25 protein-coding genes and 1 rRNA gene are annotated in these 25,869 nt (G+C 53.9%); 12 read left to right on the forward strand and 14 right to left on the reverse strand.

Annotated elements, in window-relative coordinates; translation table 11 throughout:
* A 23S ribosomal RNA gene (locus IE090_RS00005) occupies positions 1-110 on the forward strand; the annotation flags it as partial.
* Positions 111-478: 368 nt separating this feature from the next.
* On the opposite strand, the gene IE090_RS00010 is transcribed toward IE090_RS00005, so the two are convergent.
* Together IE090_RS00010 and IE090_RS00015 are read right to left on the reverse strand one after the other, a co-directional pair.
* Positions 479-1,744 carry an AAA family ATPase gene (locus IE090_RS00010; protein ID WP_189386298.1) on the reverse strand — a complete coding sequence of 422 codons (1,266 nt, stop codon included), beginning with the start codon at positions 1,742-1,744 and terminating at the stop codon, positions 479-481.
* Positions 1,741-2,376 carry an RNA ligase family protein gene (locus tag IE090_RS00015; protein ID WP_229815267.1) on the reverse strand — a complete coding sequence of 212 codons (636 nt, stop codon included), beginning with the start codon at positions 2,374-2,376 and terminating at the stop codon, positions 1,741-1,743. The genes IE090_RS00010 and IE090_RS00015 overlap by 4 nt, the downstream gene beginning before the upstream one ends.
* 255 nt (positions 2,377-2,631) lie before the next feature.
* On the opposite strand from IE090_RS00015, the gene def reads away from it, so the two are divergent.
* Positions 2,632-3,123: a peptide deformylase gene (gene def / locus IE090_RS00020; RefSeq protein WP_189386299.1), complete on the forward strand. Its 492-nt coding sequence runs from the start codon at positions 2,632-2,634 to the stop codon at positions 3,121-3,123.
* Positions 3,124-3,142: 19 nt separating this feature from the next.
* On the opposite strand, the gene IE090_RS00025 is transcribed toward def, so the two are convergent.
* From IE090_RS00025 to IE090_RS00045, 5 genes are all read right to left on the reverse strand, one after another.
* Positions 3,143-3,940, reverse strand: a complete 798-nt coding sequence (locus IE090_RS00025; protein WP_189386300.1) for a Tim44 domain-containing protein — start codon at positions 3,938-3,940, stop codon at positions 3,143-3,145.
* Between the two features lie 3 nt (positions 3,941-3,943).
* Entirely contained in the window at positions 3,944-4,807 is an 864-nt protein-coding gene (locus tag IE090_RS00030) for a TraB/GumN family protein (protein WP_189386301.1), read from the reverse strand.
* A 50-nt stretch (positions 4,808-4,857) separates the two neighbouring features.
* Positions 4,858-6,945: a methionine--tRNA ligase gene (metG, locus tag IE090_RS00035; protein ID WP_189386302.1), complete on the reverse strand. Its 2,088-nt coding sequence runs from the start codon at positions 6,943-6,945 to the stop codon at positions 4,858-4,860.
* Between the two features lie 114 nt (positions 6,946-7,059).
* On the reverse strand, positions 7,060-8,328 hold the full coding sequence (locus tag IE090_RS00040) for an HlyC/CorC family transporter (RefSeq protein ID WP_189386303.1): 1,269 nt from the start codon (positions 8,326-8,328) through the stop codon (positions 7,060-7,062).
* Positions 8,329-8,383: 55 nt separating this feature from the next.
* Entirely contained in the window at positions 8,384-9,172 is a 789-nt protein-coding gene (locus tag IE090_RS00045) for a cytochrome C assembly family protein (protein ID WP_189386304.1), read from the reverse strand.
* Positions 9,173-9,346: 174 nt separating this feature from the next.
* On the opposite strand from IE090_RS00045, the gene ffh reads away from it, so the two are divergent.
* The 4 genes from ffh (at position 9,347) to IE090_RS00065 (ending at position 11,989) form a co-directional block, all read left to right on the forward strand.
* Positions 9,347-10,750, forward strand: coding sequence for a signal recognition particle protein (gene ffh / locus IE090_RS00050; protein WP_189386305.1), 1,404 nt, complete (start codon positions 9,347-9,349; stop codon positions 10,748-10,750).
* Between the two features lie 70 nt (positions 10,751-10,820).
* A complete protein-coding gene (locus tag IE090_RS00055; protein WP_189386306.1) occupies positions 10,821-11,249 on the forward strand; it encodes a secondary thiamine-phosphate synthase enzyme YjbQ in 429 nt (142 codons plus the stop codon).
* Between the two features lie 3 nt (positions 11,250-11,252).
* Positions 11,253-11,474 carry a penicillin-binding protein gene (locus tag IE090_RS00060; RefSeq protein ID WP_189386307.1) on the forward strand — a complete coding sequence of 74 codons (222 nt, stop codon included), beginning with the start codon at positions 11,253-11,255 and terminating at the stop codon, positions 11,472-11,474.
* Between the two features lie 146 nt (positions 11,475-11,620).
* Positions 11,621-11,989, forward strand: coding sequence for a glutaredoxin family protein (locus IE090_RS00065; RefSeq protein ID WP_189386308.1), 369 nt, complete (start codon positions 11,621-11,623; stop codon positions 11,987-11,989).
* A 60-nt stretch (positions 11,990-12,049) separates the two neighbouring features.
* Here IE090_RS00065 and IE090_RS00070 read toward each other — a convergent pair whose 3' ends face one another.
* Positions 12,050-12,634 carry a lysophospholipid acyltransferase family protein gene (locus IE090_RS00070; RefSeq protein WP_189386309.1) on the reverse strand — a complete coding sequence of 195 codons (585 nt, stop codon included), beginning with the start codon at positions 12,632-12,634 and terminating at the stop codon, positions 12,050-12,052.
* A 175-nt stretch (positions 12,635-12,809) separates the two neighbouring features.
* On the opposite strand from IE090_RS00070, the gene dnaE reads away from it, so the two are divergent.
* From dnaE to IE090_RS00100, 6 genes are all read left to right on the forward strand, one after another.
* Complete coding sequence (gene dnaE / locus IE090_RS00075) at positions 12,810-16,295, forward strand: DNA polymerase III subunit alpha (RefSeq protein WP_189386310.1); 3,486 nt, start codon at positions 12,810-12,812, stop codon at positions 16,293-16,295.
* The gene (gene tilS, locus IE090_RS00080) at positions 16,255-17,604 is read left to right on the forward strand and encodes a tRNA lysidine(34) synthetase TilS (protein ID WP_189386311.1); all 1,350 of its coding nucleotides are present in this window, start codon (positions 16,255-16,257) and stop codon (positions 17,602-17,604) included. Before dnaE ends, tilS begins: the two co-directional genes overlap by 41 nt.
* A gap of 44 nt (positions 17,605-17,648) precedes the next feature.
* A complete protein-coding gene (locus IE090_RS00085; protein WP_189386312.1) occupies positions 17,649-18,080 on the forward strand; it encodes a hypothetical protein in 432 nt (143 codons plus the stop codon).
* Positions 18,056-18,508 carry a hypothetical protein gene (locus tag IE090_RS00090; protein ID WP_189386313.1) on the forward strand — a complete coding sequence of 151 codons (453 nt, stop codon included), beginning with the start codon at positions 18,056-18,058 and terminating at the stop codon, positions 18,506-18,508. Before IE090_RS00085 ends, IE090_RS00090 begins: the two co-directional genes overlap by 25 nt.
* Before the next feature lie 17 nt (positions 18,509-18,525).
* Positions 18,526-20,151, forward strand: a complete 1,626-nt coding sequence (locus IE090_RS00095; RefSeq protein WP_189386314.1) for a DUF4124 domain-containing protein — start codon at positions 18,526-18,528, stop codon at positions 20,149-20,151.
* A gap of 69 nt (positions 20,152-20,220) precedes the next feature.
* Positions 20,221-21,006: a glutathione S-transferase family protein gene (locus IE090_RS00100; protein ID WP_189386315.1), complete on the forward strand. Its 786-nt coding sequence runs from the start codon at positions 20,221-20,223 to the stop codon at positions 21,004-21,006.
* Here IE090_RS00100 and nhaD read toward each other — a convergent pair.
* The 6 genes from nhaD to IE090_RS00130 all read right to left on the reverse strand — a co-directional run bounded on the left by nhaD (position 20,941) and on the right by IE090_RS00130 (position 25,857).
* Positions 20,941-22,197, reverse strand: coding sequence for a sodium:proton antiporter NhaD (gene nhaD, locus IE090_RS00105; protein WP_189386316.1), 1,257 nt, complete (start codon positions 22,195-22,197; stop codon positions 20,941-20,943). The genes IE090_RS00100 and nhaD overlap by 66 nt on opposite strands.
* A gap of 112 nt (positions 22,198-22,309) precedes the next feature.
* The gene (locus tag IE090_RS00110) at positions 22,310-22,741 is read right to left on the reverse strand and encodes a cyclic nucleotide-binding domain-containing protein (protein ID WP_189386317.1); all 432 of its coding nucleotides are present in this window, start codon (positions 22,739-22,741) and stop codon (positions 22,310-22,312) included.
* Between the two features lie 5 nt (positions 22,742-22,746).
* Positions 22,747-22,959 (reverse strand): hypothetical protein, encoded by a 213-nt coding sequence (locus IE090_RS00115; protein ID WP_189386318.1) that lies wholly within the window; start codon positions 22,957-22,959, stop codon positions 22,747-22,749.
* Positions 22,960-23,158: 199 nt separating this feature from the next.
* Positions 23,159-23,941, reverse strand: coding sequence for a type I methionyl aminopeptidase (gene map, locus IE090_RS00120; RefSeq protein ID WP_189386319.1), 783 nt, complete (start codon positions 23,939-23,941; stop codon positions 23,159-23,161).
* Positions 23,931-24,143, reverse strand: coding sequence for a ParD-like family protein (locus IE090_RS00125; protein ID WP_189386320.1), 213 nt, complete (start codon positions 24,141-24,143; stop codon positions 23,931-23,933). The genes map and IE090_RS00125 overlap by 11 nt, the downstream gene beginning before the upstream one ends.
* A 121-nt stretch (positions 24,144-24,264) precedes the next feature.
* Positions 24,265-25,857: an ABC-F family ATPase gene (locus tag IE090_RS00130; protein WP_189386321.1), complete on the reverse strand. Its 1,593-nt coding sequence runs from the start codon at positions 25,855-25,857 to the stop codon at positions 24,265-24,267.
* Positions 25,858-25,869: the final 12 nt, after the last annotated feature.

Consider the following 25,869-nt stretch of genomic DNA (forward strand, 5'->3'; position numbering starts at 1 on the left):
CTTCGAGTTCCCTGTAGGGCCCAGGAAGACTACCTGGTTGATAGGCAGGGTGTGTAAGCGTTGCGAGGCGTTGAGCTAACCTGTACTAATTGCCCGTGAGGCTTGACCATATAACACCCAAACTAGGGTGGGCGGCTGAAACTTCAGCACAAGCCAAGAAATACGAACAGGCACCGCCGGTTCGCAAAGAGAATTCTCAAAATCATGTATCCAACCTTATTTGAAGTCATGTCGCAGAACGCGTAAGACGACCCGCTTCATACAAGTTTGCTTGACGACAATAGAGCTGTGGAACCACCTGAATCCATATCATCGTCAAGCTCTTATCCTAAAGCCCCGATAGCTAACGCTGTCGGGGCTTTTTCTTATCTGTGGTTTACACGCCTTAATGAAAAGCCCCTCCATCTTCCTGACGACCCTGGCTATGCCGATCTAGGTCGTATCCGAGCCGGTCAACCCAACGAACCGACCCGTATATTTACTTTAATTGTTCGCCATCCCCGCCAATATACATTAACTCATGGGCTTCGCTGGGAAGCGGCCATTGCCAGTTGTAGAGCTGCTTTTGCAATACCTCATCAGGCACAGAATACTGCCGGCAAGCATTTTGTTGCTGCAGCTGCTGCAGTGGAATCCAAAAGCAGATAAGGCTGACTCTGGCTTTATAGGCGAGGGCAATATCCACCAGCGGCGTGCGAAAATCTAGCCGTAAGCTGGTGGCATCCCAGATCACATGCTGGCCCCTCGCCAGTGCCGCTTTTAAACGCTTTTTTGCCTCGCGAATAATGCTGCCAAAGTTACTTTGGTCTTGTCGGTCGCCGTTAATCTGCTGGCGTAGCTCATCCAAACTGATGACTTGGCAGTCAGCTCTGTGTTTGCTGATCCAGCTGCTTTTGCCACTGCCGCTGATGCCTACCAGAATTTCTAAGTGGCCATGACTGTCACGTTGGCCAAAGCCCATAGCAATGCCTTCTTCGGGCTGAGAGATTTTCCCTTGCGAAAAACACAGCAGGCTGTGCTGGCTTAAATAGCGTTTTGCCTTGTCGCTGTGCATTGGCAAGGCTTGCTCGGCTTGCTTAAGCCACGCGTTTTCAACGTCGGTGTGCCAAAAGCCAAAGTCTTTGGCATACAACTTAAACAGCTCTAGCAGTTCAACTTGTGCGCTAAGGTCATCGCAAATTCGGCCGCGCATATCGGCCAGTTCTAGGTAATAAAACAAGTGCAGGGGTGCCTGTCGAGCCAAGTTAAAATAGTCATGGCGAGCGCCGTCTTTTACCACCAGTAGCTTGGGCTTTTGATGGGCACCCACTAGGCCCAATAAGTGTTTTTTCAGTCGATGTGGCAGCGGCCAGTGGGCAATACGCGGGGCCAAATAAGCCATTCCTAGCTCTTCATGGCCGCTGGCCACTACTCGGTCAATGCCGTTTATTTCTTTATCACGGGTGGTTTCGGGTTTGGCAATGTCGTGCAGAATCACCGCCAATACCAGCAGCAGTGTTTCTTCGCGGGTAAAGGCTTTGGTGGGCAATATTTTATACAGCTCATCCAACACCATTTGCGTATGGATAAAAGCATTGCCCTCCGCATGCCATTGCGGGTCTTGTGGCGTATCCGCTAAGCGCCGTAACCAGGGCAAATCGTCAGACAGCACTTCAATGGCTTCGATCATGTTGGTGTGCTGGCCATCCGCAAGGCGCTCAAACCACTCACTTAAACGCTGTTGCTTAATATTCGGGCGGCTCATGATGAGCTCCTTAAACCATTGGCTTTAATGGCTTGATGCATCCAGTGTTGCTCGCTTTGTACGTGATTGCTGCGCACCCATTTGGCAACGTTGTTGGCAAAATCAGCAAAGGCAAATTCACCGGCGCTGCGTACGACATAGCCTTCAGAGGCTCGGGTGTCGACGCGAATTTGCTGCACGGTTTTGGCATCAAATAGACCCTCAAATATCACCGGCACTGGCGTTAGGCCAAGCTCGTGCAAAAAATCTTGCGTCTCTTTCCACGACAAACACAGGTTGTGCTCATTCCAGACGGAAAAGGCCAAAAAGTAGCTGTCTAGGTTGTGGTAGCCAATAGAATGCTGGGCATAGCAGTTTTCGCCGCAAATTCGCCAGCCCGCAGGAATTCGATAGCCAACTTGGGCATGCAGTGCTTTGACCCAATCACGAGACGGGTGGTGGCGGCTGTCTAGCGACCGGGCGTGTAGGCCATGGCGGTACAAGGAGGTGTTTTCACCATCCATCTTCTCGGTAATGACGACGTGTTTACCAATAAAATGGCTGATATCGGCCAGATAAACATCGTCATGGCTGGCGCCGGGCGACCAGGGCAAATGCGGTGTGCGCGGGTATTTAACTCGTGTATTCATCATATAATCTCCAAAAACTTCAGACGTCATGCGGCCTACAGAGGCTCTGCATCGATGTGTTGAAGCGGGAGATTACATAAAGCCACCAGTCTGGTTGGAGGATGAGTCGAGTGGCGGATGCTAACCATATTCGTCGTTAAGGTCCAGTAGCCACTTTATTGGGGAATTGACTGTGGTTGTTTAGCCAGTGGTAACAATCCGTTGCAGCACAGCGCTACGGTCTTCCGGTATGATCCGCATTTTTATGTAGGTACAACCATGATTAGAGAGATTTTAACCGCACCGCATCCCGTGCTGGCGCAGGTGGCGAAGCCCGTTGAAGACGTGGCGCAGGTGCAAACCCTGATCGACGATATGCTAGACACTCTGTATGCCACAGAAAACGGCATCGGTTTGGCGGCGCCGCAAGTGGGTGAGTCGTTGGCGGTGGTGGTGATTGATTTATCGGAGGATCAAAACGATCCGCTGATTTTGATCAACCCCAGCATTGACGAAGGCGATGGCTCGGCCGTGGGGCCGGAGGCGTGCTTGTCGATTCCGGGCTATTCCGCCGACGTTGAGCGCTATGCGCAAGTGACGGTGAATGCACTGGACCGTGATGGCAATCCGATCAGCGTTACCCGTGACGATTTTTTAGCGGTGGTGATGCAACACGAAATCGATCACTTAAAAGGCACCTTGTTTATTGATCATTTATCGGTGCTAAAGCGTAATATGGCGCTGAAAAAGGTGAAAAAAATGCGGCGCTAAGGCCGCATTCTTCTATAGGTTATTCGGCTTCGATGCCGACTACCATCCAAGGGGCGTTGCTTTCATCCAATGCCCGCTCTAAGTGCCAAACATCAAAAATACCGTCTTCACTGCGCTCCAACTCGTCTTTGCAGCGCCCTTTAAACAGCACACTGATGTAAGCCGTTTGGCCATGGCGGCCGGCGCGCACGATGTCGGCGCTGAGGTCCAGGATTTCGGTGCGCGGCGGTACCATCAAGCTGCGGCGTTGTTGCTCCAGCGCTTCGCACAATTGTGGCGCCATGTATTCTTTAATCACACTCATGTCGCCATCATTCCAGGCTTGTTGCAGCGTGCGATAGTGGCTCAAGGCCGCCTCTAAAAACGCGCTTTGCTCAAAGCCCGCCGGTAAATCTATATCGCTGCTGGCACTGGCAGGGTGATTAAAATCGCTGGCGCTTTGCAACGGGGGGCCATCATGGGCGTAACGTGCTTGTGGCTGTGGTTTTTTGAGCAGTTTGACCAATACCAAAATCACGCCGGCGATTAATAGCCAATCCATCAGCTGCATGCCTTCAAACGCACCATTGCCCAGCAGGTAGGCAAACAAGCCGCCGGCCAATAAGCCGCCTAAAATAGCCGGCATCTTGCTGTTCGATTTGGCAGGGTTTATCGCCTGCTGGTTTTGCTGCTTGGTAGTTTGTTGATCGTTGGATTTATACGGCGTGGTTTTTTGGCTTTTGCCAAGGCCACCACTGCCCAGGCGCTTGGCCTCGGCATCGGGCACGCTGGAAAACACCATTAAAATGGACAGCATTAAGGTTGCAAACAGGTGCATGGATCAGTCTCCAAAATATTCGATGGTATAACCGCGCTGCTGCAGCTGGTCGAGCAAGCCATCTGGGCCCACCAGGTGCAGTGCACCGACCAGCACTAGGGTATCGGGCTGGCGCTGCAGCAGCTTTTCTATGTGTGGCATCCATGCCTGATTACGCTGTACTACCAAGCTCTGATAGACCTTGGGGTAATATTCACGCATGGGGTCGAGCCCCAGTTGGCGAAGCTGTGTTCGATTGCCGCTGCGCCAAGCTTGGCGCAGGCCATTCATTTGTTGTTGCAGTTGGCGCAGGTCGCTGAGGGTTTGCAGAATCAGCTCGCTTTCGCGGCCACTGGCCATGGTGGCAATAAATTCAATTTGCTCATCAACCGTTTCCAGCTCGCCAATCGGCTTGCCTTGTTGGCGAGCGCGACGATCAAAAAAGGCATCCACGCCTTCTTCACTCATGCCCAGGCGGTGCAGCTCCTGCACGGTGATGAGCATGGCCACCCACTGCGGGCTGAAATCACGCAGTTGGTCCATGCTGAGGCCACGCTGCTCAACGTATTGAATCAACGCCTGGCGTGCTTCATTTGTGAGCATGGCGGGCAGCGATTGGCCCGGTGGCAACAGCATGCGTTGCTGCATGCGGCGGCCGACGTCTGGGTCGCTTAGGGCGCTAATGTTGGTTTCAAATACCACCGCTTTGGCCGCTTGAAACGCTTGCTCAAATTCATTAGGCAGGGGGTAGTCACTGGCTTGGAGTAAGTGAATGGTGCCGCCTAGCCAGATGCGCTGCTCGTCTTTGCTGACTTGCCATAAAAAGGTTTGTGCCCAAACCGTGCCTGGCAATAACAGCAGTATCAGGAAGCGAGAAAAAAAACTCATGACAGGTCCTAAAAGGAGAGTGCGCCGGCGTCCTGCCGGCGCATAAGAGGTTACATCACGCGCATGCCAGGCTGGGCGCCGTCATGCGGTTCGAGCAGCCAAATCTCGCTGCCACCCGGCCCTGCGGCCAGCACCATGCCTTCAGACAGGCCGAACTTCATTTTGCGCGGCGCCAGGTTGGCAACCATGACCGTCAGTTTGCCGATCAAGTCTTCTGGCTGGTAGGCCGATTTGATGCCCGAGAACACATTGCGGGTTTCGCCATTGCCGATGTCCAGGGTCAGTTGCAGCAGTTTGTCTGCACCTTCCACATGCTGGGCGTTGGCAATGCGAGCAATGCGTAAATCGACTTTGGCAAAATCATCAAACTGAATTTCGTCGGCAATGGCTTCGGAGCCGTCTTCACGCTTGCCCGGCTTGCTGGGTTTTTTCTCTGTTTTGGCCGGCGCAGCATCTTTGGGCTGATTCAGCTTGGCTTCTTTTTCCTGCTCGGCACGGGTGTCGGCCAAAATCGCCTCGACTTTATCCATTTCCGCACGGCCCAGCATGGGTTTGAATTTATTGATGCTGTGGCCCAGCAGGGGTTGCTGGCGTTCATTCCAGTTGAGTGATTCCAGGTTCAAGAATTGGCAGGTTTTTTCCGCCAATTCCGGCAGCACCGGAGCAAGATAGGTCATTAACTGGCGGAACAAGTTAATGGCAACGGAGCACACTTCCAGCACTTCTTGCTCGCGGCCTTCTTCTTTGTTCATCGCCCACGGGGCTTTTTCCTGGATGTACTCGTTGGCACGGTCGGCCAGGGCCATGATTTCACGCATTGCACGGCTGTATTCACGCTTTTCGTAGTGCTCAGCAATGACATCGCCACGATCAATAAAGTCCTGCAGCATTTGTGGCTCTGCGCACTCGTTGCTGAGTTGGCCGCCGGATTTTTTAATAAAGTTGGCGGTGCGGCTGGCAATATTGATGAGCTTGTTCACCAGGTCGGTGTTGACGCGTTGGATGAAGTCTTCCAAGTTCAGGTCAAAGTCATCGACGCTGCTGCCCAATTTGGCGGCAAAGTAGTAGCGCAAATAGGTCGGGTTTAAGTGATTTAAAAAGCTGCGCGCCTTAATAAAGGTGCCACGCGACTTCGACATCTTGGCTCCGTTCACGGTGACAAAGCCATGGGCATTGACGGCGGTAGGCGTGCGGAAGTTGGCTGCCGACAGCATCGAGGGCCAGAACAACGCATGGAAGTTGATGATGTCTTTACCGATAAAGTGATAGACCTCGGCGTCTGAGTCTTTGGCCCAGTAATCGTCAAAGTTCAAATCGTCGCGGCGGTCGCATAGGTTTTTAAAGCTGGCCATGTAGCCGATGGGCGCATCCAGCCAAACGTAAAAATATTTACCCGGTGCGTCTGGGATTTCAAAGCCAAAGTAGGGCGCATCACGGGAAATATCCCACTCCTGCAGGCCGCTATCGAGCCACTCGGCCAGTTTGTTGGCGACTTCTTCTTGCAGAGTGCCGCTGCGCGTCCACTCTTTTAAGAAGGCTTCGAAATCTGGCAGTTTAAAGAAAAAGTGCTCAGATTCTTTTTCGATGGGCGTCGCCCCCGAGATGGTCGAAAACGGATTTTTCAGCTCCGCCGGCGTGTAGGTGGCGCCACAGCTTTCGCAGTTATCACCGTATTGGTCGCCAGCTCCGCACTTAGGACACTCGCCCTTAACGTAACGGTCGGCCAAGAACAGCTCTTTTTTCGGGTCGAAAAGCTGTTTGATCTTGCGCGTGGCAATATGGCCTTTGTCGCGACAGGCTAAATAGATTTGCGCTGCCAGCTCGCGGTTTTCATCCGAGTGGGTGGAGTAGAAATTGTCGAAGTTGATTTGGAAATCGGCAAAATCTTGCTCGTGCTCGGCCTGCATATTGGCGATCAGCTGTTCGGGCGTGATGCCTTCTTTTTCGGCGCGCAACATGATGGCAGTACCATGCGCATCGTCAGCACACACGTAAGTACACATGTGACCGCGCGACTTTTGAAAACGAACCCAAATGTCAGTTTGAATGTATTCCAGCATGTGTCCTAAGTGGATCGAGCCGTTGGCATACGGCAGGGCACTGGTTACCAGAATTTTGCGTGCGCTTGTGTCGGTCATGGAATTTGACTGCCAGTTGTTCAAATGAATCGCGCATTGTAGCGGGATTTTGGCAGCGGTTCAGCCCCTGTGGTCGTGGTCAGCAGGGGCAAAACAAAGGTGGCGTCGTTGCTGCTAGCGCGCGATGGTCACGCGGGCGCTGCGCACCGTGTTGTCGGCGATCTCGACAATCTCAATGCGGTAGTTCATCAGCTGCAAACATACTGGGCAGTCTGGGATGAACTCCAGCGTTTCTACAATCAAGCCGCTGAAGGTTTTGGGGCCGTCGGTGGGCAGCTCCCAGCCTAGGGCACGGTTGATGTCGCGCACAAAACCGGTGCCTTCAATCAGATAGCTGCCGTCGGCTTGCGGGTGAATGTCGGGCGAGCTGGCAGCGGCGACATCGGTGGTGAACTCACCAACAATCTCTTCAAGAATGTCTTCCAGCGTGCAAATGCCCTGAATATCGCCGTATTCATCCACCACCAGGCCAATGCGGCGCTGGTTTTTTTGAAAGTGAAACAGCTGGGTGTGCAGCGGCGTACTTTCTGGGATGAAATACGGGTCGCGACAGGCTTCAATAATGCCTTCGCGCAGGCTTTCGCCGGTGGTGAGAAAGCGGCTTACATTACGGGTATGCAGTACGCCGACCGCTTGGTTCAGCTCACCGCGATACACCGGCATGCGGGTGTGCTGAGTGCTGCGCAGTTGCTCCAAAATGCTGCTTTCATCGTCGTCTAAATCGATGCCCACCACGTCGCTGCGCGGCACCATGATGTCGTTAACCGTCATCTTCTCCAGATCGAGAATACTGAGTAGCATGTGCTTATGGCGGCTGGGGATCATGGCGCCGGCTTCACGCACCACGGTGCGCAGCTCTTCGGTGCTGAGGTTGTCGGGCGTTGGGTTGTTGACGTCGACACGAATCAAGCGCAACAGGGCGTTGGCAATGGTGTTCACCAGCCACACGAACGGGTACAGCATCCACTGCAAGCCGGCCAGCACAGGCGCCGCCGGAAACGCGATTTTCTCCGGCGCGATGGCGGCCAGGGTTTTCGGCGTCAGCTCGGCAAAAATCAGCACCACCAGGGTGAACAAAATGGTGTTCACGAACACCGCCAAATCTGGGTTGTCGGGCCACAGGCGCTGGCTGATGATGGTGGCCAGGGCGGCGGCGGCAAAGTTCACCAGGTTGTTACCGGTGAGAATGGTGCCAATCAGGCGGTCAGGTTTTTCCAGCAGGGCAGCTGCGCGCTCGGCGCCGCGGTGTTTGCTTTTGACCAGGTGGCGCAACCGGTAGCGGTTGAGCGACATCATGCCGGTCTCAGAACTGGAGAAAAAGCCGGAGCAGATAATAAGGAGGCCAAGTATGCTGAACAGCACACTTAAGGGAACGTCGTTCAAGACGGGATCCTGTATGGACTAAGGTCCCGTCATCATAGGCAGCGTTAGTGCACTGTCAATAGCGCTGCAGCAGGATCTGCAGAACAAATTGCGAGCCAAAATACGACAGCACCAATAAACCGGTGCCGGCCAGCGTCCAACGACTGGCCACCGTGCCGCGCCAGCCGTAGCGATAACGGCCCACCAGCAACACCGCAAATACTGCCCAGCCAATCAATGCCAGCACCACCTTATGCTGCAAGTGCTGTTGCTGCAGGTCGACCACAAACGGCCAGCCGATGGCAAACGCGGCGGTGAGTAACAGCATGCCCAGCCAGATCATTTCAAACAGCAGTAAATCCATGGTCTGCAAGGGCGGCAAGGATTGCAGTAAGCCGCGCGTTTGGTGGCGCTTAAGGCTGCGATCTTGCAGGTGCAACAGCACTGCTTGCACGGCGGCAATGGTAAAGACGCTGTAGGCCAATATCGACAGCAAGATATGCCAGGCCAAGCCGTAGCTGACGTCTTTGAGGGGAAGGTGCTGATCGGAGGCGGCCGCCACCAGCAAAATGGCCGCGGCCATGGGGTACAGGCCAATAAACAAGTTGTCGACAGGCTTGCGCCAGCTGGAAAAAATCAACAGCAGGCTAATCACCCAGCACACCAACGAGCCGACCTCAAAATAAGCGAAATTGATGCTATCGCCCATCAGCATATCGGTGCCGATGTAGCCCAGATGCAGCAGTGAGGCGACCATTGCGGCTGTTAGCACCAGGCCACGGTTAGCGGGCCGCTGGCCGCGCAGTGTCAGCCACTGGCGAAAGGCGCTGAACAGATACAAACCTGCCGCGGGTGCGGCAAACATGAACCCTGTCATAACGGAAATTAGATTCTCCATAAACTAATGCGAACCACTCGCAAGCCACGCAGTGTCGCACATGGCAGAGAAGGGGGAAAGCATCGACATGCGCGGCGGTCGCAGTTGAGCAGACATGCCGGTATACTGGGCGGCTTATTTATCGGGCATGAGTCACAAGAGATGTTTGAAAGTCTTACCGACCGCCTTGGCAATGCGCTGAAAAGCATTTCGGGCCAGGCCAAGCTCACCGAAGAGAACATTAAAGGCACCGTGCGTGAAGTGCGCATGGCGTTGTTGGAAGCGGACGTCGCTTTGCCGGTGGTGAAAGCCTTTACCGATCAGGTAAAAGAGCGCGCCGTCGGCACAGAAGTATTAAAAAGCCTGAACCCAGGTCAGGTGTTCCTTAAGATCGTGCATGAAGAGCTGATGAGCGTCATGGGTGAGGCCAACGAAGGCCTTAACCTAGCAACTCAGCCGCCTGCCGTGGTGTTAATGGCAGGTTTGCAGGGGGCGGGTAAAACCACCACGGTGGGCAAGCTGGCCAAATACTTGGCCGAGCGCGAGAAGAAAAAAGTCATGGTGGTGTCGGCTGACGTCTATCGTCCAGCGGCCATCAAGCAGTTGGAAACCTTGGCGGGCGAAGTGGGCGCGTTGTTCCACCCGTCGACCGGCGACCAAGATCCGGTTGATATTGCCAACGGTGCCATTGATGCCGCGCGTCGCGCGCAAGCCGATGTGTTGTTGGTGGATACCGCGGGTCGCTTGGCCATCGATGAAGACATGATGGCGGAAATCAAGCACCTGCATGCGGCCATTACGCCGATTGAAACCCTGTTTGTGGTCGACGCCATGACCGGCCAAGATGCCGCCAATACTGCGCGTGCCTTCAGTGAGGCCTTGCCGTTGACCGGCGTGGTGCTGACCAAGGCCGACGGTGATGCCCGTGGCGGTGCGGCGCTGTCGGTGCGTCACATTACCGGCAAACCGATTAAGTTTATGGGCATGGGTGAAAAAACCGATGCCTTAGAGCCATTCCACCCGGATCGTGTTGCCTCGCGCATTCTGGACATGGGTGATGTGCTTACCCTGATCGAAGAAGCCGAACGCAAGATCGACAAGTCCAAAGCCGACAAGCTGGCCAAGAAGATTCAAAAAGGCAAAGGCTTTGATCTGGAAGACTTCCTCGATCAAATCCAGCAAATGAAAAAAATGGGCGGCTTGTCTTCAATGATGGAAAAGCTGCCTGGCATGGGCAATATGGGCGCCATGGCCAAGCAAACCAATGCGGCAGAAGGTCAGTTTAAGCAAATGGAAGCCATCATTTGCTCAATGACACCGAATGAGCGTCGCTTCCCTGACAAGATCAACGGTTCGCGCAAAAAACGCATTGCGTCAGGCTCGGGCACACAGATTCAGGACGTAAATCGTGTGCTCAAACAGCACAAGCAAATGCAAAAGATGATGAAGAAAGTGACCGCCAAAGGCGGCATGAAGAAAATGATGCGCGCCATGGGAGGCATGGGCGGCGGTGGTATGGGCGGTGGCGGCATGCCCCCCGGTGGTATGCCACCCATGATGCGCTAAGTAGGATACATCAGGAGGCTGCGGCCTCCTTTTTTATGGTCTGTCTTTCAACCAGGCGCGGAGCAAATGTATGTGGATGCAAAAACAGCTGCAGTTGGCGGCCAAGGCGCGCGGCTTTCACCTGATTACAGACGAAGTGCTGCAGCAATTACCTGAGTTGGCCACGATTGACGTTGGGCTGTTGCATGTATTTATTCAGCATACGTCTGCTTCTCTGACCATCAATGAAAATGCTGACCCTACGGTGCGCCAAGACTTTGAGAGTTTTTTTAATCACGCCGTTCCTGAAAACGAACCCTATTATCGCCACGTGTATGAAGGCAGTGATGATATGCCGGCCCACCTAAAAAGCAGTTTATTGGGAGCCAGCATCAGTTTGCCCATACAAAATGGCGGGTTGAATATTGGCATCTGGCAAGGCATATACTTATGCGAGCACCGCAACCAGGGTGGCCCACGGCGTCTGGTTGCTACCCTACATGGCGAATCAAAGAGGTGAAAAATGTCCGATAAAATGGATGCTGACAGTTTGCAGGCGTTGAAAATTGCGTTTACCTACATGCCCAAAGCCATTGAGGTGACCAAGTTTGAATACGGCGACCGCTACGAGGTGGTGTTGCAGCATATCGAAAGCGTGCGCCAGATTTTGGAGCACAATGGCGTTGACCCAGAGGAAGTGGACGGCGAAATAAACGACGATATTGCTCCCAACTCTTGTTATTAGTCGCTACACATTCGAGGTCTTTCGCGAAGTGGCAGTTTAAGCACAAAAGGTAGATACTGCCCTCACCTAGCAGATACGTTTGCGGCTAACGGCTATCTGCCGGGGCTGGTATAATCGCGTCTTTGTGTTTGCCAGTAGTGTGAGAAATGTTGTTAAAAGTTGTTCGTAATACCCTGGGCTACAGTATCGCTGCGGTGGATATTATGACCCGTCTGCCCGGTAAAAAACGTTCTGCCACTGAGCAGGCCCAAGTCGATGCCGAGACCCGTCAGCTGGCGTTGTATCAGTTCACCGCGTGTCCTTTTTGTATTAAAACTCGCCGCGCCATCCACAAGCTTGGCCTGGCCATCGAAACACGCGATGCCATGAACGATGCTCAATCTCGCTCTGAGTTAGAGCAACAAGGCGGTAAGGTAAAAGTGCCGTGCTTGCGCATCAGCGAGGCTGGCAAGCCAGACGTCTGGATGTACGAGTCCGGCGACATTATCAGCTATTTGCAACAGCGCTTTGGTTAAAGCCCACGGGGCCACTAAGTCAGGGCTGCCGCTGACTTTAGGTCGGCAGCCGACGTCGCTTTATACCTCGTACTGATCGGCTTTGCGCCCACCAATGTGCGAATACTGCTGGCGTATTGAGGCAATGTCTTGCTTTACATCACCCGTTGGTTTGAAGGTGCCTAAAACACCGCCGGTCTTGCGCTGATAATCCAGAAAGCCCATCAAAATGGGTACTTGGGCACCGTTGGCGATGTGATAAAAGCCGGTCTTCCAATCGCTGACTTTGCTGCGTGTGCCTTCGGGAGGCACGATCAAAAACAGTCGGTCATTTTCTTTAATGGTAGTGACCGAGGCATCCACCATGTTGTTTGATTTGGAGCGATCGACTGGCACACCGCCCATCCACATCATCAGGCGTTTGAACGGTGGCTTGAAAATGGACTTTTTGCCCATCCAGTACACGGGGGTGCGCATCACGAATGCGATCATCAGCATGTAGGGTAAATCCCAGTTGCTGGTGTGAGGTGCGGCGATCATCACGCACTTTTTTAAATCATCTGGAATATTGCCTTCTATGCGCCACCCCTTTAGGCGCAAGTACAGGGACGAGCCAGCTCGCAAAAGCTGGCTGATGATGGGGGTATCAAACATGGTGCGATGCATGAAGTTCTCTCTTTCTCTGGCGCATCCGCTGCTGCCGCTCAAAACGATCCTTCTGATAGTAGCCGCTATCATACCTGACGCCGCCCCTGCTGGCTTGTCAAACCCGGCAGATGGCGATGCTGCGAATCCTTTAGGCTGTTAGAATACCGGCCTTTGTGTTTTTAGCCGAGCTGTTATGTCCGCCACTTTTGTGCATTTACGTGTTCACTCCGAATATTCTCTGTATGACAGCACCATCCGAGTGAAAGAACTGGTAGGTAAAACGGCTGCTGAACAAATGCCCGCCGTTGCACTGACCGATCAGGTTAACCTCTATGCCTTGGTGAAGTTTTATAAAGGAGCTTTGGGCAAAGGTATTAAGCCCATTTTGGGGGCAGATCTGTGGTTAGAAAACCCCTACGATCGTCATCAGCCCTATCGCGTAACGGCCTTATGTCAAGACCAACACGGCTATCTGGTCTTGCGTGAGCTGATTTCTCGCGCCTTTATGGAAAACCAGCACCACGACATGCCACAGGTAAAAAAAGAGTGGCTGTTAGACGATAACGACGGTCTGATTTTGCTATCGGGGGCGCGAGATGGCGACATCGGCCAGCGCATCATGAAAGGTCGCCTGGAAGATGCCGAAGCACTGGCGCGTGAGTACGTCGAGGCCTTTGGTGATCGCTTTTATTACGAAGTGCAACGCACGGGCCGTCCAGGTGATGAAGCCATTGTCAAAGCTGGGATCATGCTGGCACCCAAGCTGAATATGCCTTTGGTAGCTACCAATGACGTGCGCTTTATGGCAGCGGAAGACTTCGAAGCTCACGAAACCCGAGTGGCCATCGGTCAAGGCTTTGCGCTGCACGATAAGCGCCGGCCACGCGAATACAGCGAGCAGCAATATTTTCGCAGCAGCGCGGAAATGGCTGAGCTGTTTCATGATATTCCCTCCGCCATTGAGAATACGGTAGAAATTGCCAAACGCTGTAACGTTGAGGTACAGCTTGGCACCTACTTCTTGCCCGATTACCCGATTCCAACGGATATGACCGAAGACGAGTTCTTCCGTCGCATTTCTGAAGTAGGCTTGGAAGAGCGTCTTGAAAAAATTCTCGATAAATCGGACCCAGAGTATCAGCACAAACGCCAACCCTACGATGAGCGTTTGAAGTTTGAGCTCGACATCATCATTCAAATGGGTTTTCCCGGTTACTTTTTGATTGTGATGGACTTTATCCAGTGGGCTAAGGATGAAGACATTCCCGTTGGCCCAGGGCGTGGTTCGGGTGCCGGTTCTTTGGTCGCCTATGCATTGAAAATTACCGATCTAGATCCACTTGAATACGATCTGCTGTTCGAGCGCTTCCTAAACCCTGAGCGGGTATCCATGCCCGACTTCGATATCGACTTCTGTATGGAAGACCGCGAGCGGGTGATCGAATACGTGGCCGATAACTATGGCCGTGAAGCCGTATCGCAAATTGTGACCTTTGGCACCATGGCGGCGCGCGCGGTGGTGCGCGATGTGGCGCGGGCTCAGGGCAAGTCCTTTGGTTTGGCCGACAAGTTATCCAAGCTGATTCCCGGCGATCCTGGTATGACGTTGGAGAAAGCACTGGAAAGTGAAACAGCGCTGCAGGAGTTTCTCAACGAAGACGAAGAAGCCCAAGAAATCTGGGAAATGGCGCTTAAGCTTGAGGGCATTGCGCGTCAGACTGGCAAGCATGCCGGTGGCGTAGTCATTGCGCCGACCAAGCTCACCGACTTCTCTGCCACGGCCTGTGAACCTGGCGGTGCGGGACTGATTACCCAGTTTGATAAAAATGATGTTGAAGAAGCCGGTCTAGTGAAGTTCGACTTCTTGGGTTTGCGTACCCTGACCATCATCGACTGGGCGTTAGAGACCATTGATCGCCTGCGTGCCAAAGAAGGGCTTGAGCCCCTCGACATCAATGCCATTCCGCTGGACGATAAGCCGTCTTACGACTTGCTTAAAGCAGCCAAGACGACGGCAGTTTTCCAGCTCGAATCGCGCGGCATGAAGGATCTAATCCGCCGCCTGCAGCCAGATAACATCGAAGACATGATCGCCCTAGTGGCACTGTTCCGCCCTGGCCCGCTGGAGTCGGGCATGGTGGATGATTTTATCAACCGTAAGCACGGTCGGGCCCAGGTGGCTTATCCTCACCCCGACTACCAACATGACAGTCTGAAAGAGATTCTAGAGCCCACTTACGGTGTGATCGTCTACCAAGAGCAGGTGATGCAAATTGCCCAGACCCTGGCCGGTTATACCCTAGGCGGCGCTGACATGCTGCGCCGTGCAATGGGTAAGAAAAAGCCAGAGGAAATGGCCAAACAGCGCGAAATCTTCCGTCAAGGGGCTGAGAGTCAGAACATCGACCCCGATCTGGCGATGAAAATCTTCGATCTGGTGGAGAAGTTTGCCGGCTACGGCTTTAACAAGTCGCACTCCGCCGCCTATGCCGTGGTGTCTTATCAGACTTTGTATCTGAAAACTCACTATCCGGCGCCCTTTATGGCGGCGGTGCTGACCTCAGACATGCAAAACACCGATAAGGTCGTGACCTTTATCGAAGAATGTCGCGAGATGGGCATCGAGCTGGTGCTGCCGGATGTAAACCAGAGCTATTACGGGTTTACCGTGAACGAGGCTGGTGCCGTTGTATATGGCTTGGGGGCGGTTAAAGGCGTAGGCGAGGGGCCCATCGAGGCCATTATCGCTGGCCGAGAAGACGGCCCTTATCGTGATTTGTTCGACTTCTGCGACCGCATTGATCACGGTCGCATTAACAAACGGGTGTTAGAGGCACTGGTGCGCTGTGGTGCCTTCGATAACCTAGAGTACTCTGCTCCCCGTGCCGTGTTGATGGCCAGTATCGAAGATGCACTAAAAAGTGCCGGTCAAAATGCCGCCAATGAAGCCGCTGGCATGATGGATTTGTTCGGTGTCGTCGAAGCAGAGACCAAGGTTGATGCCGATCCTTACGAACGCTACCGACACCTGCGTGAGTGGCCGCTAAAGGAGCGTTTGGCGGGTGAGAAAGATACCCTCGGCTTATTTGTGACGGGACATCCGTTCGATGAATATGAGCAAGAGGTTCGCCAGCTAGCGCCTACTCGTTTGGTCAACATCCAAGAAGGCAAAGCGCCGCAGAAGCTGGCCGGCTTGGTCGTCGATATGCGGCTGATGAAAAACAAGCGCGGTGAAAACATGTGCTTTGCCACCTTAGATGATCGCAGTGGCCGCATTGAAGTGGCGCTGTTCTCCGACGTGTACGAGCAGGTACGTGAGGTGGTGGCCAAAGACAAGGTACTGATACTTGAAGCTCAGGTGAGCTATGACGATTATTCTGGGGGCTTAAAGGCCACCGGCCGCAGTGCCATGGAAATCAGTCAGGCCCGGTTGCGCTATGCGCAGGCATTGCGCATTCGCGTGGCGGCTTCGGCCGTCAACGACGGCTTTTGTCAGCAGCTGGAGCATCAGTTGCACCGGTTGCCGGACGGCTGTCCAGTGGTGCTGGATTACTGTAATGATGTGGCGCGTTGCGATGTGCATCTGGGAGATCAATGGCGTATCAACCCCACGGATGAGCAACTGTTGGAGCTGAAATATGCCTACGGTGAAGATGCCGTCGAGTTGGTGTTCCAGTAAGTTGGCAGACGCTGACTGGGCAGAGGCCGAGCAGTGGATGCGAGCACAGCTGCCCGAGGGGCGGTTGTGGGTTGCCTTTAGCGGTGGCTTGGATTCCACCGTTTTGCTGCATTGGCTGGCGCATTCGCCGCTGCGTTCGCGGCTGCACGCCATTCACGTGCACCATGGCTTATCCGCTAACGCCGATGATTGGCTGGCTATTTGCCAACGTCAGGCCGCGGCTTGGCAGGTGCCGTTTGTGGGCGCTCGGGTTGTCGTTCAAGCTGGCGGCGATGGGTTAGAAGGCGCGGCGCGCCAGGCCCGCTATGCGGCGTTTAAGCAGCAGCTGAAAGCCGCTGATGGTCTGCTGCTTGGTCATCACTGTGATGACCAGTTAGAAACCTTTGCCCAGCGCTGGTTGCGAGGCACAGGTGTGAGGGGACTGGGGGCGATGCACCGCAGTCATCAGCAACACGGCTTCAAACTGCTGCGGCCATTGCTGCGGCTGTCGCACCAACAATTGCATGACTATGCCCAACAGCACCAGTTGACCTGGATTGAAGACGAGTCGAACATCGATACTCAATACAGCCGCAACTGGTGGCGACATCATGGACTGCCGCCTATTTGGCAGCGCTTTGCTAAGGCGAAGCCGGCGGCGCTGCGCACGATCGAGCGGCTACAGCAAGATGCCGATGCGCTGGAGCAATTGCTGCAGCAGCAGCTCTTGCCGTTGTTGTCGGTTAGCCCTTGGCCGGGGACGGTCAATGAGCGACTGGATTTAACGCAGCTATGGCAGCAGCCGCCGGCTTTGCACAGCTATTTACTGCGTCAATGGTGGCAGCAACAAGGCTTGGCGCTGCCATCCCAAGCTAGGTTGGAAGCTTGGCTGGCCATGCTGCAAGCGTCTGCCGATAAGCAGCCAAGTGGAACTTTGGGCGATTACACTTGGGCCCGCTATCAAAACTACCTGTATCTGCTGCCCCCTCCCGCGACAGACCTTGCACCTTTGACAGCCCTGCCGAACCGCTGGGGCGAAGGTGAGCTGTGTTTGCAAGGTGATATGCCAGCCGGTGCCTGTGTGGTGCCAGCCCAAGCGCTTCAGGCTAACCACTTCAAACCGCAAGGTCGGCCCAGCAAACGCCTGAAACTGTGGTGGCAGAGCTGGGGCATTCCGCCTTGGTTGCGCGCCCAATGGCCAGTTTTGGTGGATGCTCAACAACAACCGCTGGCGTTTGCTAGGGCTAGCGAACAAACCTGTCGCAGCATGGAAACAGATCACAGTCTCAGGCTTTACTGGCGCCGCTTGGGCTGTGACAAAAGTGGGTAATCGGTTAGAGTAGCGGCCGCGTTTATCACCATGGAATAACTGTTATGCACGCCTTTTGGAAGTGGCTGTTGCTATTGTCTGCAGGCTTGGCCAATACAGCATTGGGGTTATCTGTCTACCAAGTCGATGCTGAGCTGTATTTTGCTGAGCGACTGATGACGCAAGCTTCCTACGTCATCCTCGAAGGTGATAGCAGTCGCTACGAGCAACGCGGTAAAGGCGGTTATCGCCTAGTGCTGTCGGTGCAAGAAAACCTAGATGATAGCTACACCATTAGCAGTGTTATTCAGTCAGACAATGGTAAAGAGCTGGAGACGCTGGGAACCCCGTCAATACAAGTCGTGCCTCAACAAGCGGGGCAGGTGATGTTTGATCACGACAGTGTCGGGGAGGTGAGCTTGAAGGTCACCCTAGTACGGCATGAAGAAGTGGATGGTGACGAGTTAAACGAATGCGATTACGTGGAGTGCGAGTGAGCTGGCTATTGGTACTGATTTGCATTGGTTGCAGCGAGCCGGGTGAGCCCATTCTGCGTGGCAGTAAAACCCTCAGCGAGCCGAGTGCTCCAGCGCAACCGGTGGCGGCGGCAATGGAAGTGAAAGGTGATGCCGGCGCTGAGCCTTCCGTCGCTGAGGGCGATCAGCCAGCGAAAGACACCAAAGACACCAAAGTGAGCACGCGCCGGCCCTTAAACCTCTCCTTGCCTGCTGAGCTGGCGGTGCCTAATCACCAGCTTCCTACCAATATGGCGCCACTTCCTGACTTATTTCAACGTACTGACGACATCCCTGGCATGAGCCTTTCGGGGCGTCTGTATTGGGATGAAACTGAACACGCCGAAGAAGTGCCCATTCTCGATAGCATCAACGGCGCTGGCGTTGAGATCGAAATCCGCACCCCCTGATTGGAGAGTTAACAAGGATGTTTCTGCTACGCATTAGCCTACTGTTGCTGTGGGTGACTGCTAGCCACGCCGGTATTTATCGCTGGGTGGATGACAACGGCAAGGTTCACTTTGGTGATCGACCACCGCCAAAAAAGTCAGATGTTGTGCAGGTGCAGGCGCCTACGCACAGCCAAGCGGTCGAGGCTGAGATGGGTGGCGCCAGTCAGCACCAGCAAACACTCAGCGTTCATCGAGGCGCTGCGGTTGGAGAGTGGGCTCAAGCCAGCATGCGTTTGCAGCAGTTGCGTCAGTTTTTGCTGGCAGGCGAGTTCGATCGCTTGAACCAAGGCTTAGCCACCGTGAGCCGGCTGCGTGAGCGTGACATTGGCCATGAACGCATGGAGGTGTGGCTTTATCATCATTTGATCGGTACGGATGAGCGTTTTAAGCAGCCGCTGGCAGCTTGGATTCGTCATTCTCCGGCACATTACCAACCTTATCTTGCCCGTTTACATAGTTTGTATCACCAAGCGTTTGCTGCCAGAGGGCACGCAACCTCGGCTGAAACCAGTAGCCAGCAAATGCAGCGCATGGAGCACTGGCTAACACTCGCAGAGCCAGATATTGAGCGTATATTGCAGCGTAATCCGCAGGCTTTGCCCGCTTATACAGCCGGCGTTTGGATTTATAAGCTGATGGGGCGTGATGACGACAGCCAAGCCTTGTTTCAACGCGGCGTGGCGCGTTTGCCTGCCAGTGAGGCCTTGTATCGGCGTTATTTGCGCACCTTGCGACCGCGCTGGGGTGGCAGTTATCAAGCGATGCTCAACCTTGCCCAGCAGGCAAATGAACAGGCGCATCTTAATCCACGCTTGGAGCTCGTAGCGGGCGAGATCGTAGCCGATATGATGAATCGCCAACTGCTGGACCGCCAATATCGTCAGGCATTGCAAGCATCGAGCGAAACCGGCTTTGAAGAGCACCTAATCCTGCGCTACACCGGCCGAGCCCATCATCATCTAGGCCAGTACGATCAAGCGGTCGACTGGCTTCAGCGCAGTGTTGATGCCAATCCATATGACAACGTCAGTCGTCGCTATTTAGCTCAGGCGCACAGGCGTCTTGAGCAGTATTTACCGGCGGCGGAGGCGATGCGCTCGGTGGTGCTCACTGAGCCGTGGAAGGAGAAATATCGCCAGCAAGCGGCTTCACTGGTCGAGGACATGATGTACCACATGCGCCAAAACTTATCCGTCCACAGTGCCGAGGTGCGTCATAAAAAGCTGAACCTGGCGCTGGAACTCAGTGGTGACGATGCCGATGCCCGCTTGCAATTGGCCTTCTATTACTGGGATATACGCCAACCCGAGCGTGCCGAAGCCGAGTTTGAACACTTGCTAAAAATCGCACCCGATAATTTGCGGGTACATCGCCAATACGACCGTTTTCTGGTCAACCACGGTCGTCAGTGGCACAAAATTGCTGCCTTCTGGCAACGCTACTTAAAGCGCAACCCAAAAGACAGCATCGGTTGGCTGGAGGTCGGTGGTACTTATTACCATATGAAGGATTATCGCCGTGCTCGTCACGCATGGAAGACCGCCGCCGAACTGGGTAATGTTACGGCACAAAGCAACTACGAGCGCATACGCGACTGGTAAGTTATTGCTCAATTGCGTCCCTGTGTGTGTCTGCTATGGTGTTGGCTCCATAGGCTAGGGCAGCAGAATATGAAGCTGTATCAATTCCCGGTGTCGCACTTCTGCGAAAAAGTGCGCTGGGCGTTAGATTATAAAGGTCTCGGTTATCAAACCGTGGACTTACTGCCAGGGCGGCATGCTCGCAGGGTTCAATCCCTAGCATCTGGCAGTCACGTTCCGTTATTGCTGGATGAGGGTCGAAAGGTGCAGGGCTCTGCCGCTATTTTGGATTATCTCGACCAGCGCTATCCGCAGCGCAGCTTGATTCCAGACAGTTCGCGCAAGCAGCAACAGATCCGGCAATGGGAACAGCGTCTGGATGATGAAACCGGGCCCGATGTGCGTCTACTGTGCTACCACTATCTGCTGCAACAGCCATCGTTGATGATTCCCATGCTGACGTATCGTCAGCCTTGGTACACTGGCGTGTTATTGCGCCTGGGGTTTGGCAAGGTCGAAAGCACCATGCGACGTTGGATGCGCATCAATGAACGCACCGCTTTGGCTGCTCGCCAACGGCTGGAGCAAACGCTGAAAGAGCTTGGCCAAGGGTATGAAGAAAACGCCTTTTTGGTCGGCTCGCAGTTCAGTCGTGCTGACTTAACGGCGGCGGCGCTACTGGCCCCGTTATTCCAGCCAGCGCAGTTTGATATTCCCTGGCCGCAGGCCATGCCCAGTGAACTGCAAGATTGGATCAACCAGCAGCGGCCCTATTTAAAGCCGCTGCAGTCTATTTATGAGCGCTACCGCTCAGTGGGTGACAAACTGTCCGAGCACCAACACGGCACCATAGCCGACGCTGTAAGCGATCAGTAGGGCAGCGAAGTAGCGTAAGTAGGCGCCAAAGGTCAGCGCCGGAATTTTGCTCATGGCAACGATACCGGCGGCTGAACCTATGATCAGCAGCGAACCACCAACGCCGACAGCGTACGTCAGGCTCATCCACTCTTGCAGACTCATGCTAACGTCGGCTTTTAACAGCGCTGCCGTCAACGGCACGTTATCGATCATCGCCGATAATAACCCCATCAGATAATTGGCCGCCCAAGCGGGCAGAAACTCGTACAAGCGCACGAAGGTATCCAGCGCTTCTATTTCTTTGAGGGAGCCGACCAGCAATAGAATGCCGAGGAAAAACAACAGGGTGTCGAACTCGATCTGGCGGATGTAGTTCAGAATGGGGTGGTTTTCCGTGTCTTCACCAAAGGCGCGCGCCACTAAAAACATGACTGACAATCCAGTGAGAAAGCTCAGTACCGGCGGAATATCAAACACCACATTGCATAAGATGGTGCTCAGAATCGTCAGTAGGAAGACCACGGCGATGACCACATCAACACGCTGCACGGCGGTAGGTTGGCGGTCAATGGTGGCCACAGCATTCAGCGGTCGAGCCAGCAGCGCTGCCAGCACTAATACTGCCAGCAGGGCCGGCGCCGAGAGCAGCAACAGGTTGGTAATGCTGACTTTACCGGCTAAGAAAATCATCAAGGTGGTGACGTCACCAGTAATCATGGCAACACCGCCCGAGTTCACGGAGAACACCATCACGGTGGCAAAGCGCAGAGTCTTCTTAGCGGGCAGTCGTAAGGACAAAATTAAGGCGACGGAGATTAAGGTGGCCGTGATGTTGTCGGCCAGTGAAGAAAAAGCAAAGGCAAACAAGGCCGCCAGTAGCAGCAGTTTTCGCTCTGAAATCTGCCTAGGCAGCAGCTTGTAAATAACGCTTTCAATCAGCCCTTTTTTGTTGAGATAGGCAACAAACGTCATCGCAGCCAGCAAAAATAACCACAAACTCGCGATTTCAGCGATGTTTTCCTCCAGACCTGCCTGCACTCGCTCATGGTGAGCGGCGTCCGGTGTGAAGATAAACAGCAGCACCCAAGACAGCGCTCCTAGGAACAGTACCACTTGGGCTTTATTGATATGAATAACTTCTTCGAGAACAACGGCCAGCAGGCCGACCAGCGCCAGGGAGACCAGCACATAGGGTAGAAAATCGGGCATGGGGCACTCATTACGGCAAGAGAACGCGCGTATTGTAATGGTCTGACCGCAGTCAATGAAGGAACAAATCGTCGTATTCAAGGTGGCGTGGCGAATAATCCACGCCGTTGGGCTAGAAGCTCATCCAATCGCCACTGGCACTGTTCATGCTGGCGTTCCAGTCATTCAGTAGCTTGGCCAGTTCTTGCGCCAAGTTTTTCAATGCTTGCAGCTCTTCTAGGGTGTTTTTGGGGCCGGTATAGAGCGGCAATTTGCGCAGTCGTCCTACTAGCGGGTGATCTGGCAGTTCCATTTTGTTGCGCTCTAGCGTCCAGCGCAGGTTATTAGAGAGCATGCGGAAAAAGCTGATCTTGGTCGCCAGCGTGAAGGTACTGAAGTCGTCGATGTCATTAAAGTGCTGATAGTCGATGCCAGCTAGCAAGGCGTTGCGTCCTTCGACACGGATGGAGGCCGAGCGGCGGTGATTCAGCAACATGGCCATGACGCCAAACATTTCACCTGGGTTGATTTCGTTCAGCACTTCTTTGCTGTCGTCGTCAGCCAAAACGGCTAAGCGACCGCGCAGTAAAAAAACAGCGTGTTGGCGTCGTCACCACGGTGCAGAATGACCTCTTCTGGCTCGGCGGTAACAAACTGCGACACACTCATTAAGAGTTCAAACTGTGAGCTGTCGTTTTGAATCAGGTCTTTGAAGAAAGTAACGCCGTTGACCATGCGTTGCAGAGAATCAAGCGGATACTCCTCACGAGTGACACGATGCATTGTGAATCCTTGAGTCTTTAAGTGCTTCGACTATAGCACGCCTTTGGTTGGAAAAAAGACGCGCTAGCTGCAGGATGTGAACTGGTTGAGTTGGACTTGATCTGACACAAAGCGTAACAATGTACCTCGTGATTGCGATCACAAAAGTCGGCCGTAGGCCTTGCCAGTACTGAGGTCTGGGCTGTTGAGTTTTATGTTGTTAGCCTCTGGCTTGGCGCAACTCGTCTGCCCTTTGGGTGAGTACTTCAACCCCAGTATCGGTCACCGCCAGCGTATGCTCCCACTGGGCAGACAGTTGTTTATCACGGGTGATGACGGTCCAGCCATCGCTCATATGCTTCAACCTGGCCTTACCCTGATTGATCATAGGCTCGATGGTGAAGGTCATTCCGGGCTGCAGCACTAAGCCGGTATTGGGCTTGCCGTAATGCAACACCTCGGGCGCTTGGTGCATTTGTTGGCCGATGCCATGGCCACAATAGTCACGTACCACGCTGTAGCCCGCGCGTTCCGCCAAGCGTTGAATGGCATGTCCGACATCGCCCAAGCGTGCGCCGGGCTTGACCGCTTCAATGCCCGCCCACAATGCGTCATAAGTGGTATCGACCAAGCGCTGTGCAGCATCTGAAATGGCGCCGATGCAATACATCTTGCTGGAATCAGCGATGTAGCCGTGTTTCTCCAAAGTAATGTCGATATTGACGATGTCGCCGTCGCGCAAAATGTCTTTGTCGCTCGGCATGCCGTGGCAGACCACTTCATTGCGTGAGGCGTTCAACACATAGGGGTAGTCATATTGTCCTTTGCTGGCAGGCCGAGCTTTCAGCTCATCAACAATAAAGCGCTCCACCAGATTGTTGACTTCCATAGTGCTGATGCCGGCCTGCATGTGTTGATCGAGCATGGCAAACACCTGTGCCAATAGCTCGCCGGCATGGCGCATGTGCTGCAGCTGCTGTGGCGTCTTGAGTTCAACTGACATGCTTTAACAGCTCCTGTAATGAGGCCTGTGGGTGTTTGAGCAGCAAACGGGTGAGCTCTGGGTAGGTGAGCTGTGGGTTGAGCTCGGCCAGCATGCCAAGGCGCAGCCAGTATTCGGCCTGGGCGTTGATGGAGCGTGACATGGCCTGGCTGGCATTGCGCAGGTCATCGTGCAGCTCATCATGGATTTTTACGATTCCCATTATGTGATCCGTTATGTTTTATATATGGATCGTATATTGTCGCTTGGGTGAGTGAAAATCAAGGGCCCACAAAAAAGCCGGGCAGTGCCCGGCTGGTTAACCTGAAGAGCGATCGAACGGCTTATTCCAAGCCTTGCGACTTCAGGTACTCGTCGTAGCTGCCGTGGAAGTCGACGATCTTATTATCTTTGATCTCGATAATGCGCGTTGCCAGAGATGACACAAACTCGCGATCGTGGGAGACGAACACCAAGGTGCCTTCGTACATTTCCAGCGCCAAGTTGAGTGACTCGATGGATTCCATGTCCATGTGGTTGGTGGGTTCGTCCATTAACAAGACGTTGTGGTTACCCATCATCAGCTTGCCGAACAATAAACGGCCTTTTTCACCACCCGAGCAGACTTTAACGGACTTTTTGATTTGCTCCTGGTTAAACAACAAACGCCCTAAGCTGCCACGCACGGCTTGGTCGTCATGCTCTGGGGTTTTCCATTGCTCCATCCAGTCATAGAGGTTTTGGCCGCCCTCGAACTCGTATTCATGGTCCTGGGCGTAATAACCGACGTCGGCATTTTCTGCCCACTTGACGGTGCCATGGTTGGGCTCCAGTACGCCGGCTAAGCACTTCAAAAAGGTGGTTTTACCGGCGCCGTTGGCACCGATGACGGCGATCTTTTCGCCGGCTTCTACCATCAAATCGGTATTAGCGAACAGGGTTTCACCGTCGTAGCCATGTGACAGCTCGGTGATTTCCAACGCCAGTCGGTGCAGTTTCTTTTCTTGGGTAAAGCGAATAAACGGGCTTTGACGGCTCGAAGGCTTGATGTCATTCAGCTCGATTTTATCGATTTGCTTGGCGCGCGACGTTGCCTGCTTGGCTTTGGAGGCATTGGCCGAGAAGCGGCTAACGAACTGCTTAAGCTCAGCGATTTGCGCTTTCTTGCGGGCGTTATCCGCTTGCAAGCGCTCACGTGCCGCCGTGGAGGCGATCATAAAGTCATCATAGGTACCCGGATAAATCTTGATATCGCCGTAGTCGATGTCCGCCATGTGGGTACAGACTGAGTTCAGGAAGTGACGGTCGTGGGAAATGATGATCATGGTGCACTTCATGTCGTTGAGCACACCTTCCAACCAGCGAATGGTATGAATATCCAAGTTGTTGGTCGGTTCGTCGAGCAGCAGGATGTCCGGGTTAGAGAACAGTGCTTGGGCCAATAACACCCGCACTTTTAAACCAGGAGCCACTTCCGCCATGGGGCCATTGTGATATTCCTGCGGAATACCGGCACCGAGTAGCAGCTCTCCGGCACGGGCATCGGCGGTGTAGCCATCTAACTCGGCAAATTCGCCTTCCAGCTCGGCGGCGCGCATGTAGTCTTCTTCGCTGGCTTCTGGATTGGCGTAGATGGCGTCGCGCTCCTGGCGAATGGCCCACAGCTCGCGGTTACCCATCATCACGGTATCCAGCACCATGTACTCTTCAAAGGCGAACTGATCTTGGTTCAGTTTGCCCAAGCGCTCGCCGGGGCTAACGCTGACGGAGCCTGCGGATGGCTCTAGGGAGCCATCGAGAATTTTCATAAAGGTCGATTTGCCGCAGCCGTTGGCACCAATCAGGCCGTAGCGGTTGCCGTCTCCGAATTTGACGGAAATGTTTTCAAACAGCGGCTTGGCACCAAATTGCATGGTGATGTTGGCGGTGGTAATCACAATAAGATCCTG

It is taken from the genome of Bacterioplanes sanyensis, assembly GCF_014652515.1.
In the GTDB taxonomy this organism is placed as follows: Bacteria; Pseudomonadota; Gammaproteobacteria; order Pseudomonadales; family Oceanobacteraceae; genus Bacterioplanes; species Bacterioplanes sanyensis.

Excerpts from the sequence above, each read along its gene's own strand:
- IE090_RS00095 (WP_189386314.1), top strand. The coding sequence starts at position 18,526 with ATGTTTCTGCTACGCATTAGCCTACTGTTGCTGTGGGTGACTGCTAGC.
- IE090_RS00070 (WP_189386309.1), bottom strand. The coding sequence starts at position 12,634 with ATGCATCGCACCATGTTTGATACCCCCATCATCAGCCAGCTTTTGCGA.
- IE090_RS00085 (WP_189386312.1), top strand. The coding sequence starts at position 17,649 with ATGCACGCCTTTTGGAAGTGGCTGTTGCTATTGTCTGCAGGCTTGGCC.
- dnaE (WP_189386310.1), top strand. The coding sequence starts at position 12,810 with ATGTCCGCCACTTTTGTGCATTTACGTGTTCACTCCGAATATTCTCTG.
- map (WP_189386319.1), bottom strand. The coding sequence starts at position 23,941 with ATGTCAGTTGAACTCAAGACGCCACAGCAGCTGCAGCACATGCGCCAT.
- IE090_RS00125 (WP_189386320.1), bottom strand. The coding sequence starts at position 24,143 with ATGGGAATCGTAAAAATCCATGATGAGCTGCACGATGACCTGCGCAAT.
- IE090_RS00045 (WP_189386304.1), bottom strand. The coding sequence starts at position 9,172 with ATGTTTGCCGCACCCGCGGCAGGTTTGTATCTGTTCAGCGCCTTTCGC.
- IE090_RS00015 (WP_229815267.1), bottom strand. The coding sequence starts at position 2,376 with ATGATGAATACACGAGTTAAATACCCGCGCACACCGCATTTGCCCTGG.
- IE090_RS00060 (WP_189386307.1), top strand. The coding sequence starts at position 11,253 with ATGTCCGATAAAATGGATGCTGACAGTTTGCAGGCGTTGAAAATTGCG.
- IE090_RS00055 (WP_189386306.1), top strand. The coding sequence starts at position 10,821 with ATGTGGATGCAAAAACAGCTGCAGTTGGCGGCCAAGGCGCGCGGCTTT.
- ffh (WP_189386305.1), top strand. The coding sequence starts at position 9,347 with ATGTTTGAAAGTCTTACCGACCGCCTTGGCAATGCGCTGAAAAGCATT.
- nhaD (WP_189386316.1), bottom strand. The coding sequence starts at position 22,197 with ATGCCCGATTTTCTACCCTATGTGCTGGTCTCCCTGGCGCTGGTCGGC.
- tilS (WP_189386311.1), top strand. The coding sequence starts at position 16,255 with ATGCCTACGGTGAAGATGCCGTCGAGTTGGTGTTCCAGTAAGTTGGCA.
- metG (WP_189386302.1), bottom strand. The coding sequence starts at position 6,945 with ATGACCGACACAAGCGCACGCAAAATTCTGGTAACCAGTGCCCTGCCG.
- IE090_RS00115 (WP_189386318.1), bottom strand. The coding sequence starts at position 22,959 with ATGCATCGTGTCACTCGTGAGGAGTATCCGCTTGATTCTCTGCAACGC.
- IE090_RS00010 (WP_189386298.1), bottom strand. The coding sequence starts at position 1,744 with ATGAGCCGCCCGAATATTAAGCAACAGCGTTTAAGTGAGTGGTTTGAG.
- IE090_RS00065 (WP_189386308.1), top strand. The coding sequence starts at position 11,621 with ATGTTGTTAAAAGTTGTTCGTAATACCCTGGGCTACAGTATCGCTGCG.
- IE090_RS00090 (WP_189386313.1), top strand. The coding sequence starts at position 18,056 with ATGCGATTACGTGGAGTGCGAGTGAGCTGGCTATTGGTACTGATTTGC.
- IE090_RS00025 (WP_189386300.1), bottom strand. The coding sequence starts at position 3,940 with ATGCACCTGTTTGCAACCTTAATGCTGTCCATTTTAATGGTGTTTTCC.
- def (WP_189386299.1), top strand. The coding sequence starts at position 2,632 with ATGATTAGAGAGATTTTAACCGCACCGCATCCCGTGCTGGCGCAGGTG.
- IE090_RS00030 (WP_189386301.1), bottom strand. The coding sequence starts at position 4,807 with ATGAGTTTTTTTTCTCGCTTCCTGATACTGCTGTTATTGCCAGGCACG.
- IE090_RS00100 (WP_189386315.1), top strand. The coding sequence starts at position 20,221 with ATGAAGCTGTATCAATTCCCGGTGTCGCACTTCTGCGAAAAAGTGCGC.